Origin of the sequence: Pseudomonas sp. Irchel 3E13 (genome assembly GCF_900187455.1) — a bacterium.
In the GTDB taxonomy this organism is placed as follows: domain Bacteria; phylum Pseudomonadota; class Gammaproteobacteria; order Pseudomonadales; family Pseudomonadaceae; genus Aquipseudomonas.
Map to the genome: position 1 here is coordinate 353134 of NZ_FYDX01000001.1, position 17976 is coordinate 371109.

Annotated in this window: 5 protein-coding genes; 2 read left to right on the forward strand and 3 right to left on the reverse strand. The window is 65.4% G+C overall.

Translation table 11 applies throughout. The features are described 5' to 3' along the window. Positions 1-17: 17 nt before the first annotated feature. Positions 18-4325: a SpvB/TcaC N-terminal domain-containing protein gene (locus CKW37_RS01540; protein WP_095153669.1), complete on the forward strand. Its 4308-nt coding sequence runs from the start codon at positions 18-20 to the stop codon at positions 4323-4325. Continuing rightward, a complete protein-coding gene (locus tag CKW37_RS01545; protein ID WP_095153670.1) occupies positions 4318-7152 on the forward strand; it encodes an RHS repeat-associated core domain-containing protein in 2835 nt (944 codons plus the stop codon). The genes CKW37_RS01540 and CKW37_RS01545 overlap by 8 nt, the downstream gene beginning before the upstream one ends. 358 nt (positions 7153-7510) lie before the next feature. Here CKW37_RS01545 and CKW37_RS01550 read toward each other — a convergent pair whose 3' ends face one another. From CKW37_RS01550 to CKW37_RS32755, 3 genes are all read right to left on the reverse strand, one after another. Further along, complete coding sequence (locus CKW37_RS01550) at positions 7511-11635, reverse strand: neuraminidase-like domain-containing protein (protein WP_095153671.1); 4125 nt, start codon at positions 11633-11635, stop codon at positions 7511-7513. Then, positions 11632-17190 (reverse strand): Tc toxin subunit A, encoded by a 5559-nt coding sequence (locus CKW37_RS01555; RefSeq protein WP_095153672.1) that lies wholly within the window; start codon positions 17188-17190, stop codon positions 11632-11634. The genes CKW37_RS01550 and CKW37_RS01555 overlap by 4 nt, the downstream gene beginning before the upstream one ends. Positions 17191-17658: 468 nt before the next feature. Next, the gene (locus CKW37_RS32755) at positions 17659-17949 is read right to left on the reverse strand and encodes a PDC sensor domain-containing protein (protein WP_159985206.1); all 291 of its coding nucleotides are present in this window, start codon (positions 17947-17949) and stop codon (positions 17659-17661) included. Between the last annotated feature and the right edge of the window lie 27 nt (positions 17950-17976).

Consider the following 17976-nt stretch of genomic DNA (forward strand, 5'->3'; position numbering starts at 1 on the left):
GACATGGAGCAAGGACAATGCAGGATCAGACGCCCGCCATCACCCCACCCGCGCTGCCCAAGGGCGGTGGCGCAATCCAGAGCCTCGGCGGTAGCTGGGGGGGTGCCGGCGGCAGCGGTGCCGCCGCCTTCGAGATTCCGTTGCCGCTCTCGCCAGGTCGCGGCTACGCCCCGACACTGTCCCTGAACTACCGCAGTACCGTTAGCAACGGCGTGTTCGGCATGGGCTGGAGCCTGTCGCTGGGCTGCGTTGCCCGGCGCACCAGCAAAGGCGTGCCGCGCTACAGCGACGACGATGTGATCATCGGCCCCGACGGCCAGCCCTGGCTGGCGGAACTGGACGGCAACGGCGCGCCGCTGTTCAGCGAAATCGACACCTACCGTGGCCTGGCGCTGGACCAGCGCTATCAGGTCATCCGTCATTTCCCGCGCATCGAGGGCGCCTTCGAGCGCATCGAACACTGGCGCGCGGCCCCCGGCGACCCAGGTTTCTGGCTGGTTCATGGCGCCGACGGCAGCCTGCACCTGTATGGCCGCACCGCCGCCTCGCGCCATGCCGATCCGGATGATCCGCAACGGGTCGCCGAATGGCTGCTGGAAGAAAGCCTGAACGCCCACGGCGAGCACATCCTTTACCAGTACAAGATCGAGGACTTGGCCGGCCTGGCGCCGGCCCCCCCGCGTGACTTCCGCGCCCAGCGCTATCTGGGCCGGGTGCGCTACGGCAACGCCGAGGCGTATCCGTGGCTGTACCTGTGGCAGCCGGAGGACATCGAGCGCCAGCAATGGCACTTCGACCTGCTGCTGGACTACGGCGAACGCCCGGTCGGCATCGACGACAAACCGCAGTACGGCGCATCCACACCCTGGCCCGTGCGCAGCGATCCCCACAGCAGCTTCGCCTACGGTTTCGAGCTGAGCACGCTGCGCCTGTGCCGGCAGTTGCTGATGTTCCATCACTTCCCAGGCGAACTGGGCCCGGACCCGGTGCTGGTGTCCCGTCTGCTGCTGGACTACCAGACCACGGCCCTGTCCTACACCCTGCTCGCCGCCGTGCATCAACAGGGCTGGGGCGCCGACGGTCGGCGCAGCAGCCTGCCGCCACTGGGCTTCGCTTACAGCGCCTTCGACCGCCAGGCCGAGCGCACTTTCAGCGAATTCCCGAGCATGCCGGGGCTCAACGACGGCCAGTTCTACCAGTTGGTGGATCTGTATGGCGAGGGCTTGCCCGGTGTGCTGCACGGCAATGACCAGGGCTGGTACTACCGCGAACCCCTGCGCCTTGCCGAGGCTGAGCAGCCCGATGCGGTGACCTACGGCGAATGGACCGTCCTGCCGCGCATCCCCCTGGCTGACCGCCGTCGGCCCGTGCACCAGCACCTGACGGACATGACCGGCGATGGCCGGCTCGACTGGTGCGTCAGCGCGCCGGGCCTGAACGGCTTCTTCACCCTTGATCCGGACCGGCAGTGGTCGAACTTCGTGCCCTTTGCCGTCGTCCCCGGCGAGGCGCTGCTCCCGCTGGCGCAACTGACCGACCTGAGCGGCGCCGGCTTGTCCGACCTGGCGCTGATCGGCCCGCGCAGCGTGCGGCTGTATCCGTCGCGCCGCGAACGGGGCTACGGCCAGGGCGTGGACGTCGAACACCACGACGACAACCTGCCGGTGATCAGCGATGGCCGCGCCGAGGTGGTCGCCTTCAGCGATGTGCTCGGCAGCGGCCAGCAGCATCTGGTGCGCATTCGCCACGACGAGGTGCGCTGCTGGCCGAACCTGGGTCATGGCCGCTTCGGCAAGGGCTTTCGTCTTGCTGATCTGCCGTTCGGCCACGATGAATTCGATGCCTCGTGTCTGCTCCTCGCCGACCTGGACGGCTCCGGCGCCAGTGACCTGCTGTACCTGCAAAGCGACGGCGTGCAGGTGTTCATGAACCGCAGCGGCTTTGGCCTGGAAGCGCCCGTGCTTTACCCCTGGCCGGACGGCGTGCGCTACGACCGCCTGTGCCAGGTCAGCGCCGCCGACCTGCAGGGTCTCGGTTGTGCCAGCCTGGTGTTGACCGTGCCGCACATCAACCCACGCCACTGGCGCATGGACTTCACCACCCGCAAGCCCTACCTGCTGCACCGCACTGACAACCACATGGGCGCGGTCGGCTGCGTCGAATACCGCAGCTCGGTACAGGAATGGCTGGACGAAAAACAGGAGCGGCGCCAGGCCGGCCAGTCGCCGGTCAGCCAGTTGCCCTTCGCCCTGCACCTGGTGACGCGGCAGAGCCAGCTCGATGAAATCACCGGCAACCGCCTGGTCCAGTGCATGCGCTACCGCGGTGGCTACTACGACCGCCACGACCGCGAATTGCGCGGTTTCGCCCTGCTGCTGCAAACCGACAGCGAGAGCGCCCAGGGCAGCGACGACGCACACTTCACTGCGCCGCTGCTGAGCAAGCACTGGTTCCACACCGGCGAGTACCCGGCGCCGGCACTCGACACGCCCTGGCACGACCCCGAAGCCCCGACCCTTGGCCCCGACCTGCTCAGCCGGCTTGACCCGCACACGCAAGACGAGCAACTCATCGACAGCCCAGGCGAACCGCAACGGCACGCCATGGCCCACGCCCTCAGCGGCCTGCCGATCCGCAGCGAGCGTTATGGCCTGGACCCCGGCGCCGACAGCACAGTGCCGTACTCGGTGGAACAACACCGCTACCGGGTGCGCGAACTGGCAGCGGCCAGCCCGCACCAGCCCTATGCGCAGATGCTGCCCCTGACCCTGGAAACCGTGCGCCACGACTACGAACGCCAGGCCGACGACCCGCGCTGCCAGCACCAGATCAACCTCGCCCACGATCGGTTCGGCCAACTGACCCACGGCGTCACCCTCAGTTGTGCGCGGCGCCGCCAGGTCAGCGATCCGCCGCCGTTCGATACAGAGCACGAACAGACCTGGTGGCGCGACGCGCACGACGAGGCCCAGTACCAGCACTACTTGCACGAAACCCGCGCCGAAGCCATTCACCTGACCGATCCGCAGGGCTGGCGCATCGCCCTGCCCTGGCGCCAGCGCGGCAACGCCCTGGTGCTGCCACGGGCGCAACTGCCCGCCGGGCAACGCCGCTACGAACACTTCGCCAGTGCCGACGGCCCGCTGCACGCGGAGGCCGAACGCGCCCTGACCGGGCAAACCCTGCAACGCTACCAGGCCGCCGACAGCCCGCTTCGCACCGATTTGCCGGACGGTGAAGCAACCTTCGAAGCCCTGCCCGGCTTCCTCGAAAGCGCCGAACTGAACGACAGCGCGCTAGCGGCCTACGACCGGGTGATGACCCGCGAACAACTGCGCGAGAAGCTGCTGAGCCTGGGCTACCAACGCATGCCGGCCTTCCTCCCGGCGCAGCCGGAGATGGAACTCTGGTCCGTGCGCCAGGGCTTCACCCACTTCGGCCCGGCCAGCGCCTTCCATCGCACCGTGGAATTTCGCGAAACCCACAGCCACGGCCTGACCCAGGTCGGGCACGATCCCTATCACTGCCTGATCAGCGACATCACCCTGGCCGATGGCTGCCGGACCCACGCCCGGTTCGACTATCACTGCCTGCAACCGGTGCACATCACCGACCCCAACCAGAACCACCAGGAAGCCCTGTATGACGGCTTCGGGCGCGTGCTGGCGAGCAGCTTCCACGGCACCGAGGCCGGTCAGCCAGTGGGGTTCGCCCCGCTCAGCGATTACCAGCGCAACAGCGACAGCCTCGCCGACGCCCTCGCCGACCCCGCCCGCGCCCTGCAACAGGCCGCCAGCGCCTGTTACTACGACGCCTTCAGCTGGATGCAACCGGCCGAGGTGCGCCAGCCGGTGCACAGCGCGGTGTTGCTGGCCGACCGTTACCCCGGCGATCCCGAAGTGCAGGTGCGCATCAGCCTGAGTTGCAGCGACGGCTTTGGCCGGGAGTTGCAGGGCAAACAGCAGGTCGAACCGGGCATGGCCTACGCCGTGGATGAACAGGGCGAACTGCTGATCGAGGACGGTCAGCCGGTGCTGGTGGACAGCCCCGAGCGCTGGCGGGTCAGCGAGCGTGTCGAATACAACAACAAGGGGCTGGCGGTGCGGGTCTATCGGCCGTATTTCGCCAATCGCTGGCGCTACATCAACGATGCCTCGTTCCGCCTGTTCGGCTACAACGACCAGCAGTTCTACGACCCGCTGGGCCGGGTGCTGCGCACCCTCACCGCCAAGGGCTACCTGCGCCGCCAGCGCCACCTGCCCTGGTACAGCATCAGCGAGGACGAAAACGACACGTGGGAAGAAATGCGGGGACCGGATGCGTAGCGCAACCCACCTGCACACGCCTGATCTGAACGTCGGCGACAGCCTCGGCCGACCGCTGCGCCAGGTGGCTTACTGTCGGGAAACGCCGCAGCAGGCGGTTGAACGCCGGGTCACCCTGAGCCGATACGACGCCGCCGGGCAGTGGTCCCACCAATGGGACCCGCGGCTGTTCCAGCGGCTGGACCAGGACGACAGCGTCGCGCCTGGCCAGACGCTGCTGTCATCGCTGTCCGGTAATCCGTTATGGCTGGAAAGCGCCGACGCCGGCTGGCGCCTGACGCTGTTCGGTGATGCCGGGCAGTCGCTGGAGAACTGGGACAGCCGCGACAGCCATTGGCAAACCGACTACGACGCGCTTCTGCGCCCGGTACTGATTCGCGAAACCACAGCCGAGCAGCCCGCGCGCGCTGCCGAGCGTTTCAGCTACGGCGGAGCCGAAGCGTCTGCCAACAACCGCTGCGGCCGCCTGCTGCGCCACGACGATGAAGCCGGCAGTCGCCTGATTCCCGGCTACAGCCTGGGCGGTGCGGAACAGGGCGAGATTCGCCTCTTTCTAGCCGACCTCGACCTGCCCGACTGGCCCGCCGCAACCGGCGAACGCGATGCCCTGCTGGAGCCCGGCGACGGCGCCCACACCACCTTTCTCCACGGCCCACTGGGCGAGGTGCTGGAACAGACCGATGCTCTCGGTAACCGCCACAGCTCGCGCTTCAACCTCGCCGGCGAGCTGGCCTCGATCACCTTGGGGCTGGAAGACGGCAGTGAGCATGAGCTGCTGGGCCACGTCCGCTACAACGCCTTCGGCCAGCTCGAAAGCCAGACCGCTGGCAATGGCGTTATCAGCCTCGCCCACTACGACCCCGCCGACGGTCGCCTGCAACGCCTGAGCGCCAGCCGCCCGGAACGCGGCACCTTGCAGAACCTGATTTACGCCTACGACCAGGTCGGCAATGTGCTGCGTATCGAAGACCTCAGCCAGCCGGTCAGCCATTTTTCCAACCAGAAAGTCGACCCGGTAAGCACCTTTCACTACGACTCGCTGTACCACCTGATCGAGGCCACCGGCCGAGAAGCTACCGGCGCGGCGATCAGCCCCGGACTGCCACCAATGACCCCGGCACCCGGCGATACCAGCCGCCTGCTCAACTACCGCCAGCACTATGAATACGACGCCAGCGGCAACCTGCTCAGCCTCCAGCACATCGGTTGGCAGGCTTATAACCGCCATATGGCGGTAGCGGACGACAGCAATCACGCGTTGCCATGGGTCGATGGCGTTGCCCCTGAAAATCCCCGCGCCGGCTTCGACCGCAACGGCAACCTGCTGCACCTGCAACCCGGTCAGCCCTTGCAGTGGAACGCCAGCAACCAGTTGCACAGCACGCGGCAGGTCGCTCGCGAAGATGGCGAGAATGATGAAGAACACTACCGCTACGGCGGCGATGGCCTGCGGGTGCGCAAGGTCACCACGCGTCTGGTTGGCGGCCGCTTGCAGCGCAGTGAAGTGCGCTATCTCCCCGGCCTGGAATTGCGCAACCGTGACGGCGAGCGCCTCAGCGTGATCAACCTCCAGGCCGGCCGCTGCGCGGTGCGCGGCCTGCACTGGCTTGAAGGCAAACCCGACGGCATTGACACCCCACAACTGCGCTACAGCCTCGGCGACCACCTCGACAGCGGCAACCTGGAACTGGATGGCGAAGCGCGGATCATCAGCCACGAAGGCTATTACCCGTTCGGCGGCACGGCCTGGTGGGCGGCGCATTCGGCGGTGGAAGCGGGTTACAAGGTGCGCCGTTACGCGGGCAAAGAGCGGGATGCCAGCGGGCTGTATGACTATGGTTTGCGCTACTACGCACCGTGGCTGGCGAGGTGGATCAACCCGGACCCCGCGGGAGATGTGGACGGGCTGAACCGCTTTGCGTTCGTGCGCAATAATCCGCTGACCTGGCGCGACCTGCACGGGCTGAACGCCAACTACGCTGTCCAGCCCTTCAGTAAAGAGGCAAAGCGTTCGCTACCTGCCGGGCTGATCAACAGCGGTAGTTCTCAGGGTGTTTCTCTACGAGCGAGTGAAGCACCGGTAGTTGATTTTGCCTACAACGTCATCTGGAGCACCAAGCGCTATCTTTCCCGAGGCGCCGGCAATCAGCTCGGCGATGTCCTGCGCAGCAGCTATACCTCGGCGATTTACAGCAGCATGCTGCGTCAGACGATCGATCCGGCAGGCGGGCCAACCGACTGGAGGGCTCATGCCGAACATGGCCTGGCCACCGCAACCGGCTTGTGCGATGAGCACGCGGCAGTGTTCGTGCACTTGGCAGCTTCGTCCGCCCAATGGCCCGGAACGCCGGTATCCATTGCGCAAACACAGGATCACAGCTTCGGGATGCTGGGTGATCCGCGTCTCACCGATCCGATAGTGGTCGATCCGTGGGTGACTGCTCCGGTTCCCCACCCGCTGTCATGGGGGCAGAACAGCATCGACCAGCCAACGCTGGACTTCACAACGCGAATGCCCGGTGACCCGGGCTTTGCCATCAGTACCGAACGCGTCGCTGAACTGCGCGCGCAACATTATTCGACGATGCCTGCGTTAAGTCAGAACTGGCTGGCGAACAATCTCATGGAGGGGGTCAACAACCGCTCGGTATGGTCTCAAACAGCTTCGCTGAGCGAAGCACAAAGCATTTATTACCGGTTGGACGGCCAACCGTTCGATGCAGCCCTGGTGCCGGCTTCGCAATTCGAGGCTGTCGCTCAGTCACTGCAGCTTGCCGGCAAGCATAGCGCGAATCCACGTATCGGGCCGCTGTTGCGGCGCTTTTGAAAGCGCCGGGTCCGGTGTGGGCATGAGGCGCCAGTCAGTAGACCGGGTAGCGGCGACCAGACGCATGCCGAGAGTTTTCTGCCGTTCTTGAGATCGAGCGCCGCCCGCGCGGCGCATCGCGAGCAAGCTCGCTCCTACATTGGTTGCAACGTGCCATGGCCTGTCAGAAGGGTGTTGCCCGCCTTTGGCGATTGGCGATGAACCGCAGGGAGGCTGTCGTACAAACAAGGCAGTCAACCATGGCCTGACAGACATAGGTACGTTGCAATCAATGTAGGAGCGAGCTTGCTCGCGATGCGCGGGCGGCGCTCGATCTTGAGAGCGCTGAAAAAATCCCGGCATGCACCTCCCGGCCCCCTCAACCACCCAGCAACCCCTCCACATGCGCCGCAAAGTCCGGCCCACCGTCCAAGGCCGTATAGCGGACCTGCACGATGATGTCGGTCAGGCTCTGCAGCAACACCTGTTGCTGCGCCGAGCCATGGTGCGGAAAGCGCAGTTCCCAGCGCGACAACGCACCGGTGCCTTCGAACGGCAGGTAACGCTCGTCATTGAAATCGAGCTGGAACACGCCGTGGTCGTCCAGCCCGCGGGACAGGCAGATGCTCTGACTGGCCCGCGGGTTGTAGAGGATATGGCGGGTGTCGCTGTCGGGTTTGCCATAGAGGTGGTTCATGGCCCGTGGGTCGGCCTTGAGCACGGTGCGGCTGGAAATCTGGGTCAGCACGGCACGCACGTCCTGGTAGGGACCCACCAGCCCCGGCAGGGTCACCGAGACGCTGACCAGCTGGCGCAGGAAATGGCCAGGGTAGTCGTCGTCGAACAACCGGGCGAACAGCTCGAAACCGAGGCTGCCGCTTTCGCCCTCGGCCAGCTCTTCGAGTACCGCCGCCCAGGACGTCTCGGGGTAGGACTGGCTGTCAAAGAGGGCCTTGAGCGAGAAGGTCCTGACCAATTCTTGGCGCCGTTCGAAACGCTTGAGATAAGCCGATTCCATGCGCAGCAGTTGCAGGCGCAAGGCGTCGCCAGCCGTCAGCCCGTAGTAATTGTCGAACCAGACATTGGGCTGGATGAAGCGGGTCTGGTAGTCGCCCATCTCGTACTGCCAGCACGCTTCGCCGTTCAGGCACAGGGCAACCACTGCGTCGTAGGCCTGGAAGTAGAAGGTCGACATCTGCCCGAGCAGCCACTGATACAGGTCGGCGTTGGTGCTGCGGGTTTTGAGGAAGCGGTAATAGTCCTGGGACTGCTGCTCGCCCTTGCGCACCTGCGCCAACTGGATCCGCGCCATCTCGATGGCGGTGCGCTGGCCGGCGATCTGCTCATCGATGGCTCCCAACTCGGCCTCTGCCAGGTCACGCTGCAGGGTCCACTCCTCCAGGCGCCGACGGTACTGCTCGGTGACCCCGAGCCGGTCGGCGGCGGTCCTGGTGATGGCCGCGACCATGTCGAGGCCCTCGGAAGCCGCCAGCACCGCCGCCCCGACGCGAATGTGACCGCCACCGAATGCCGTGGCGATGAACGAGCCCATCTGCGTCGCGCCAGCGGCGATCTGCATCACTTGCGCGCTGGTGCCGAGAATCGTCGACGTCAGGTACGAGTCCATGACGTGTTGCTCGGTGCTGGAGATGTTTTCCGCCGCCAGGGCCTGGAAATGCCCGAGGCGTTTGTCGATCACGCGCCGGCTCGCCTCCAGCGCCAACAACCCGGCTTCGGCGTGCTCCAGCGCCGCGCCCTGCAACTGGATCGAGAACTGCGAGAGCTCCAGCACATGGGACTGCTGCAGTTCTTCCTGGAGGGCGCGGTCCTTCATTTCGCGGTACAGGCGGACCTGTTCGCCAAACCGGCCGAGGGTTTCCACGGCATTTTGCAGGCGCGGCAACAGCGCCCGAAAGCGGAACGGCGGAATCGGCGCCAGGCTGCCGACGCTGCGCTGCACCAGGCCACTGCCGCTGTTTTGCGCGCGCAGCAGGTCTTTGGGGTCAAGCGCCGGGGCGTACAACGGCACCATCAGCGGCTTGCCGTCGAGCGTGCGGTTGTTGCGCAGGTTGTTCAGGCGGCTGGCCAGTTGGTCCCAGAGTTCAAGCAGTTCGGTATTGACCGGCAGGCGAAAACGCGGGGAATCGAGCAGCTCCAGCCACGGCCCGCTGCTGACCGGCAGGTGCAGCGACAGCGCCTGCGGCAGTGTCGCGTCAATGCCGGCGAGCAGCGCGCTGTCGGGCTCGGCGGCCTGTTCCAGGTTCACCGGTTCCCAGCGCCCCACCGTGCGGTTGTCGGGTTTGGGCCCGAGGAGGTTGAGGGCGCGGGTGTACATCAGTTGCGCCTCGGTCAGCGCATCGCGGGTCAGGCGCCGGTACAGCAGGTCACCGTAGGCCAGCAGGTTGCGCACGTAGAAGGCGAAGATCGCCTTGCGGTAGTGCACCGGTTGCGAATAGCAGATGGCATCCGGGTCGGTGATGCCGTCCACTTCGTACTCGCCCCGGCCTTCCTCTTCCAGCGGTCGCACCGACCAGTAGAACGGGCTTGGCGGATGGGTCGGCTTGATGCGGGCCTGCGGGTTGAACAGGTAGTTCAGCCACTGCTCGGCGGCGAGGTAGTCGAATTCGTGGTGCAGGCGCCACGCCACCGCATGCGGGATGTGGAAGAACAGCTCCCAGAAATAGCGCCCGTTGGCGCCATGGAAATCCATGAGCTGGCTGGCCGAGCTGCCGGGCAACGGCGGTTCTTCGATGTGCTGGGTATCCCAGCTCAGCAGCGCATCGACCGAGACCATGGCGCGGGCCACCAGATCCTTGGCAAACAGCGTGTTCAGGCGAACGTAGCGCAAGCCTTGCAGGTCGAGCGCGGCCAGGTCGAGAAATTGACTGCCGTCGGGCTGCACAACGATGCTCGGACGCGCTGTCGCCAACGCGCCCACCTCTACGGCGAACTGGACGACGCCATGAATGTCGTCCGGGCCCAGGCTGAAACTCAGGGCCAGGACCGGAGGAATAGCGTCGAAATCCCGGCCCAGCGGGATCTGCATCAACCTCATCTGGGCGCCCCCGTTCAGCAGCACCTCTTGCTCCAGCGTCTGCTCCGCGCCTTGGCTGGGGTGATAGGTGATCCGCAGAACGCCGCGCCGCAGTTGCCAGTACTCACCATCCCAGCCCATCAGCAGCAGGTCGCAAATCCCCTGGCACAACAGCAGATAGCTGCCGTCGGTGGCCTGCCCAAACCCTGCCCACAACGACAGTTTGGCGTTGTGCGGCCCAGGTTCGTTGTGCTCGCCGTCGGGGTCCCGGTGTACCGATGTGTGGGCGGCGCGGTCTGTCGCCAGCGGGTGTTGGAACTCGTGCGGGTCGCTTGAGAAATGCCCGAGGGCATTGACGATCTTGTCCAGGTAGCTGCCATCCGTTGGCAAGCTGCCCACCACTTCGTGCAACACCGTGCCAAAGCGCATGTTCAGCACAATGACCTCGAAATCCTTGGCCCACGCATTGTCGGCGCCGTAGGCCAGGACGATCCGCTTGTCGTGCGGGTCGGACTCGCTGACGAAGGCGGCGAACGCGTCGGCGCCGACGACATGATCCTGGCTGCCCAACAACGGCAGGCTCATCGGTACGGACCAACTGCCGTCCAGGGTGCGATACGCCAGGTTGACGCTGTAGCGCGAGACCTCTTCGAACAGGCCGGGAATGTCGGCACGCCGCGCCGGTATCGGTTTCTGCTCCAGGCGGTGCTCGATCCAGGCCACGTGCAGGCGCCCTTCGATCACCAGCGGACGGATGTGCAGCACGCTGTGCCCCTTGGGAATCTCGACCGGCAACCACTCGCTCCAGGCCGTCGGGCTCAGGTAATCGTCGGCACGGGCAGCCGCGTCCTCGGCGGCGAAACGCACGCTGACCTTGCGCCAGTAGTAGGCGTGCGGCTCGACGTTCTGCTGGCCGATCAGGTAGTACTCGGCGTGGCGGAAATCCATGCCGTCGATATAGCCGCTGAGCACGTCGAGGTTGCTGATGTGTTCGAACTTGCCAAGGTAATGCTGCAGCGCCTTTTGCACCGCGTCGGTGGAAATCCGGCTCTGGTTGATGTCATTGACGAACGCGCGGAAGCCCTGGGTCTGCTTGAGGCGCAAGCCCGGATCGATGTAGTTCTCCGGGTAGTCCTGGAGCATCTGGTTGGCGGCCCACACGGCGTACTCGCTTTTGCTCGATCGCCATTCCTGCTGCGCCTTGCTGTCGAACACGCCCTGGTAACCGGGCTCCATGCCATTGAGGATCGCGTGAAGGTACTGCTGGACACTGGCCATGCCCATGGCCACGCGGCTGGTGTCCACCTGCGCGCTGACCTGGTTGTCGATCAGCAGGAATTCGTAGAGGTCCTGCTCGGTGACCAGCCCCTGCCCGGCTGGCACCGTGTGTTGGGGCACGATCTGGCCGAGGTAATAGGCGACCAGGGCATCGCGATGGTCCTGTGCGAGGGTGCCGAACAGAGGGGTCATGATGCATCTCCCGAAGGCAGGTCGTCAGTGATGGGGAATTCGGTCGGACCCAGCAGGTACAGGCGTTGACTCGTGGGGAATGACAATCCGATCTCCAGGCTGCCGGGCACCGGTGTCGACAGCCAGACGCTCGACCCTTGCACACGCCGTGGGTCGCCCTTGAACGTGACGGGATTGAGTGCGCCGCCCTCTATCCTGAAAAAGCCGTACCAGGTGTTGGTTGAGCCGAACACTTGCTGCTCACGCCGGAAAAACTCCACCGACGCCTTGACCTTGCTGGCATCAAGGTCGAGCTGGAGACTCGTATCCATGACCACGAACTCGCAGACGCGCACGTCCATTGTTTCGCTCACAGGCCCAAGGGCCAGGAGCATGGAGGAAGCTGCGCAATCGGCATTGCGGGTATCGACAGTCAGAACGATGTCGCCCTTCTGATCACTCAAACCATCGCAGGTGTACAGCGCGCCCTTCAGGTTCAGATTTGGCGCCAGCAAGCCCACACCGCTGATGCCCCCGGACGCATCGCTGACATTCAGAACGAAGCGGTGAACGCTGCCATGGTCCAGCAGATAGTCACCGTCCAGTTCGATCAGCGCGTCCGACGGCGTTGCCGTGACGGTAATCCGGGCGGCCTTGCTGAGCGGTTCCGGTTCGATGCTGTTCGCCACCAGGTGCAGGCGTTTCTCCAGGCCATCGACCGGTTCGAAGGTGCAATGGGGCTTCAGGGCCCCCGGCCCGCCAAACACAACGGGGTAGTAAATCCACACCCGTCCGGCGCTGTCGGTGTGCAAGGCGCTATCGGCGCTATGGGTCGCCCCGCGGACCGTCAGGCGCAAGGTATTGGCCGTCTCACGAACACTCGGCGCGGCGTTGCCATTCAAGCGCCGCAGGTAGCCGGACAACCCTGCGTAGGAAGCAAGTTCGTTGCTGTCCAGGGCGAAACGCAACGTGCCGAGGGTCAGGTCCACGACCTCCCGCAGACGAACCCGCAGGACCAGCGTCACGCCAAGGTTCGACAGCACGTTCAGCACGACTTCGTTGTTGTACGGGTCGCTGTTGGCCTCGAAGGCGGCTCGCGTGGCGTCGATGCTCAACAGCACTTCCCCTTTGGCATCGCAGTCCACCGGGCTGCCCATCGGCGGGTCGAGTTGCAGGCCAAGGCGCGAGGGATCGGCGCCGCTGCCGAGGCTGAATGTCAGGCGGCAATCGGCGTCACCCGAACCGTCGCTGCGCACGGCGCGGATCAGCACGCCGCCGGCAAAACCAAGGTCCACGGCGAACGTCTCCGCCGCCCCCACCACCGGCAAGAGCCCGGCACTGTCATCGGCGATATGGGCCGTGAGCTGGTCATGTGCGCTGACCACCCGGACCTTGTAGTCGAACACGTCATCTTCGCGAATCGAACGTACCTGGATGGTGTGCTCACCCAGCTCGGCCTGGGTGAAGTGACGCTGATACTCGGCCTTGCCATAGCGGTCGGTGGCGGTGGTCGCCAGCAATTGCTCGCCTTCCCACCAGGTGACCGGATAACCCGCCGCTTCCGGCATCAGTCCGACCTCGAAGTGGGCCGGCCTGCTTTGATAAATGACGAAGTCCTGCTCTTCCGGATACATGTAGAACAGCCTTGGCAGTTCGTGCACCGTCACCGCATCGGAGGTCAGTGTCTGCAAGGGCACGTCCTTCACCTCGGCATTGACCGTCACCCGCACCTGACCGGTCACGGCACTGAGGAAGGTGATACTGGCAATGCCCTGCGCATCGGTCAGGCTGTGCGCCGGGTCTTCGACAAAGCCGCCGAGGTCCGCGGTCCAGTCCACCGAGGCGCCGGCCACCGGGCTGCCGTCGAGGTTGACCACCCGGCAGGTCACGGTCACTTCCTGGGTGGTCGCCGCCGGGCCGCTGAAGCGCACGTACTGGAAGTACGGCTGTTCAAGGAAGGTGACCGGTTCGAAACGCTCGCGCTCGCCGTTGCTGGCGAAATCGACGATGACCAGCGCCAGGCCCGATGACAGGCTGCGCAGTCCCGCACGGCTGAAACCCTGGGCGTCGGTGCGGGTCTGCGGGCGCTCGAACGTGCCGAGGTCGGTGCTCCACGCCAACACCCGGTCCCGCCCTGGGTTGTCGTACTTGTCGAGCAACTGCAGATGAAAGCTGATGGTTTGCAGATTGCCGGCCAGCGCCTCGGTCGGCTCGCAGACAGGGTCCTTGAAGCGCAGCGAGGCCTCATCGCAGTCGATGTGAATCAACGGCGCCAGAATCCGCCGGTCCAGGCCGAAGCGCGCAATCACCTGGGCCACGCCCATTTCTCCGGCGGCCAGCAGTTCGACGCTGACCTGGCCGTTTTCGTCGGTACTGGTCGAGGATGGCGCGTGCAACTGGCCCAGGCTGCTTTCCCAGGTGACCGTGATGTCGGCCATCGGCTGGCCGAGAAAGTTCTTCACGGTCAGCAGGCACAGGGCCTTCTCACCGGAGCCCGCCACCAGTTGCTGGGTGTCCACGACAATCCAGGAGGCCTCGCTTTGCCCGAGTTCGCCCTGGTCCACACCGACCTGATCCTGCAGATGCCCGGTCAGGCTGCTCAGGGCGCCCTCGGCAGCATTGCGGTAGTGCTCGCGCGAGCTGTTGCTGCGCAGCCGGCTCAGGGCAATGGCCGCGCTGCTGCCCAGTTGCAGGGTCTGGCAGGCCTGGCGCACGCGCACCAGGTGGTCCAGTTGGCGCACCGTGGTGACGAAGCCGGTGGCGGTGATCTCCGCCATCGTCTCCAGCACATCGCGAATGCCGAAACCGGTGAACAGCGCGATCTTGCCGGCAGCATCCTCACGAATCATCAGCAGGTCCTGCTCGCTCAGGTCCGGCGGCAGGCTGTTGACCAGCTTCAGGTAATCGAGAATCGCCTGTTCGCCCTGGCGGGTCCGCTCCAGCAGCGCACGGTATTGCACCAGCACATGCAGCCGGGAAAAGCTGATGTCGGCCGCATCTGGGCCGGGCTCGCCCGCCGCATCAAACCACTCCGGGTGGGCGATGTAGCTGCGCAAGGCCAGCGGGCTGAGGGACAGGTGCTCGACGATGCCCATGCGGTGAGTCAGGCGCGCCAGCAACGCCAGGACCTCGTCGCCCACCGGCACCGGCAATGGCGTCGGGTCGCTGCCGTCGAACAGACGCAACACCTCCTGAAGCAACTGATAGCTGTTGCCGCCGGTCCAGACCAGCAACTCGCGGCTCAGTTCGGCGCTGCCGCCCAGGGTGTTGGCCAGTGATTCCCAGACCAGGCTCTGCTGCGCGGCGCGGGCGCCCATCACCAACTGGAACAGGCGCACCAGCAGCTCCGGTGCCGGGGACAATTCCAGGTTGTCGATGATGATCTGCAACCGCGCCTTGAGGGCCTCTTCATAGGCATCGGTGTTGCGGTAGCCGGGCAACTCGCGAACCAGTCCCTGCGCCGAGACGAAGTGATCGAGCTGCTGCAACCAGTCGATGGGCACCGGATGATCGATCCCCGCCTCCATGGGCACGCCAGCATCGATGAAGGTCGTCTCGCTGAGGATCGCCGGCAACATGCGTCCGTTGATCTGCTTGAGCAGATCGAGCTCACGGTCGCTGGCCGCGGCGACCGGCGCCAGCGGCATCAGGTGCTGGTACAGCCACGCGACCGTCAGGTCGTTGTCGCGGCACCACTGCACCGTGTCGGTCAGCGACTGGATCACGCTGAGGGTATCGCTCAGGTGCGTGTGCTGGTGCACCGCCAGTTCAGGCCGGATCAGCCGGGACACGTATTGATGGCCGCGCTGGCCGATCAGTTGCAACAGCGCGATCGCCTCGATGCTGCTCAGCCCGAGCAAGGCCGGCAAGCGCGTCAGGCGGTAGAAGGCCGACACCACCGCCGGCGACCAATGCAACTGCTGGCGCACCGTGCCGTCCAGCAACTGCTGCTCGCCAAGCGTCTGGGCAATGTAACGGGCGACGTACAGGTAAGTCTCGAAGCTGATCCCCAGGGCGCTGCACAGGTGATGGACCTTGCGGTACTGCGCCTCGGTGGACGGCGCGATGTCAAAGACACTGTCGTCCAGCAGCAAGGGTTCGCTGAACAGCGTCGGGTCGTTGAACACCCGGTCGAGCTGCGCCACCTCGCTGCCCAGCGCGTACAGCGCCAGGCCGTTCAACAGGGCGGCGAAGTCCTCGGCGCTGACCTTGAAATCACGCCGCAGCCGACAGAACAGGCCCAACGCCCTTAGGGTGTTCTCGCTGATGTCCGCGCCGCGCCCCGCTTCGCCATGCTCGGCCAGCAGCGCCGCATCGAGCAGACGGTCGGTTTCACCCAGCGCCAGGCCCAGCCCGCGCGACAGGCGAATGACCCGCTGCATGCGGTCGAAATGGTCCTCGGTCCAGTCGGTCAGCGTGTGCCTGCCGTCTTTGCTGACCAGTGAAATCACCGGTTCCTGGCCGGCGTTGATGTAGGTCGAGCCAAAGCGCGCCGGACTCGCCGGCGCCAGCCCCGGGACGTTGGGCGAGGCCGTCGGCGCATGGTGTTCGATCGACAGCAGCGACGCCACGGAGTCCTGGTCAAGGGTGGTGCGCAGGCTGAACGCGCTCAGGTCCAGCAGATCCTTGGCCGCATCCACGCCGTAATGACGCATGAAAAACCCGCTCTGGGCGGCGTGTACCGATTCGCGCAACAGCGTGCGCGGGTGGGTCCGGGTCTGCACCGAGCGCGTGCTCGCCCGCCTGGCGCCACGCGGGAAGTAAGGACTCTCCAGCAACAAGGCTCGCAGTTCCGGCCCCATGGCCATGTCCATTTGCAGGGCATCGTCGGAACGCTGCGAATGCAGCCCGCCCTGGCAGAAGTACGGAAAGTCCGGGTCCAACTCGCGGATAAGGTCACCCAGGCCATAGTCTTCACGCTGCAGCACCGCACGAATCTGCGACAGGTAACGCTCGAACGGCAGCGTGAACGGGTAGCGCGTTTCGGCCAGGGCATCGTCCACCGTGCGGTCTTTCTGGTTATGGTCGTCCAGGTGTTTGCGGGCCGCATGCTCGAGGATGCCGTTGACGATGCCGATGGTTGGCTCGACCCGCTCGAACGCCTGGTTGTCCAGCATCAAGGCGGCGAGGTCCGGGCGGCGCTGCGCCAGGATGATGGCCTGGTCATTGGCCATCGGCTCGATGACCGTGGTCACCCATTGGTACAACGCCACGAGGTAGGCCACGGGCGAGGTCGTCGCTTCGATGGCGCCGGGCAGGCAGTTATCCCCCCAACTGGGCTGGAACTGGCTTTCAAAGGTCGGCCCGTCCACCAGCGCGCGCAGGCCGGTGCGCCAGGGCTCACTGGCGGAGACGCTGCCGGTCAGCCGCTGTTCGCGGTAGTGCCGCGCTGCCAGCACCGCCAGGGTGCTGGCGCGCTGGTGCAGCGCGCGCGCCTCGTCACCGGCTAGGTCCGGTCGCCGCGCCATCAGTTGTTCCACGGTCCCGCGAGCAATGCTGAACGCGGAATCGAGTCCCGTCTGTAACAGGTCCCGTGGCTGAGCAGCAGGTGCGGAAACACGGGAGCGCCGGGGCATGAGGTGTTCTCCTTCGGTAGAGGAACGGCGCCAACTGGGCCGCCCTCCGCCGAAACTAACCAGAGATTGATTTTCCGACTACTGACAGAAATAACAGGTGCTGGCCCGGAAGGCGCTGGCACAGGGCCAGGCGGGCGGGATAACCTGCGTTTTTTTTCGACTGGACCGTGTCCCGGCGCGATCCCGCGCAGCCCGCACCTGAGAGCATGGGTATCTACACATCTTTCGGTCATGTGATGGCTGGAAGTCGCTTGTCATAAGACCGAGTAATGGCCACCAGGCGCATGTCGGGAATTTTCTAGCGCTCTCAAGATCGAGCGCCGCGCGGGCGGCGCTCGATCTTGAGAGCGCTGAAAACCTTTCGGCTAGCGCCTGGTCGCCATTACCCAGTCTCCTGACTGGCAATCTTCGCCAACATGACCAGCTTCGGCCCGCGTATCCACGTCGAACCGACCGCCGAGGTCAGCTTCACAGCGGCTCGCTGAGCACCCGGTTACGCCCGGCCTGCTTGGCCTGGTACATCAGCTCGTCGGCCCGTTTCAGCGCCTCGGCGAAATCCCCGCCGCCGGCGCAGCGAGCCACGCCGAGCGACACGGTGAAGTGGTTGCTGATCAGGGTGTGCAGGATGCCCTTCTCGCGCAGGTACACGGCGCCGCCGACAAAACCCAGGTAGCGCTTCTGCGCATCGAACACAGGGTGGGAAATGAACACCATCAGGTTGCCGGCGCTGGAGGTGTAGGCATCGCTGATCAACGGCACGCGGCTGTTGAGCGCGTGCTCGGCGCC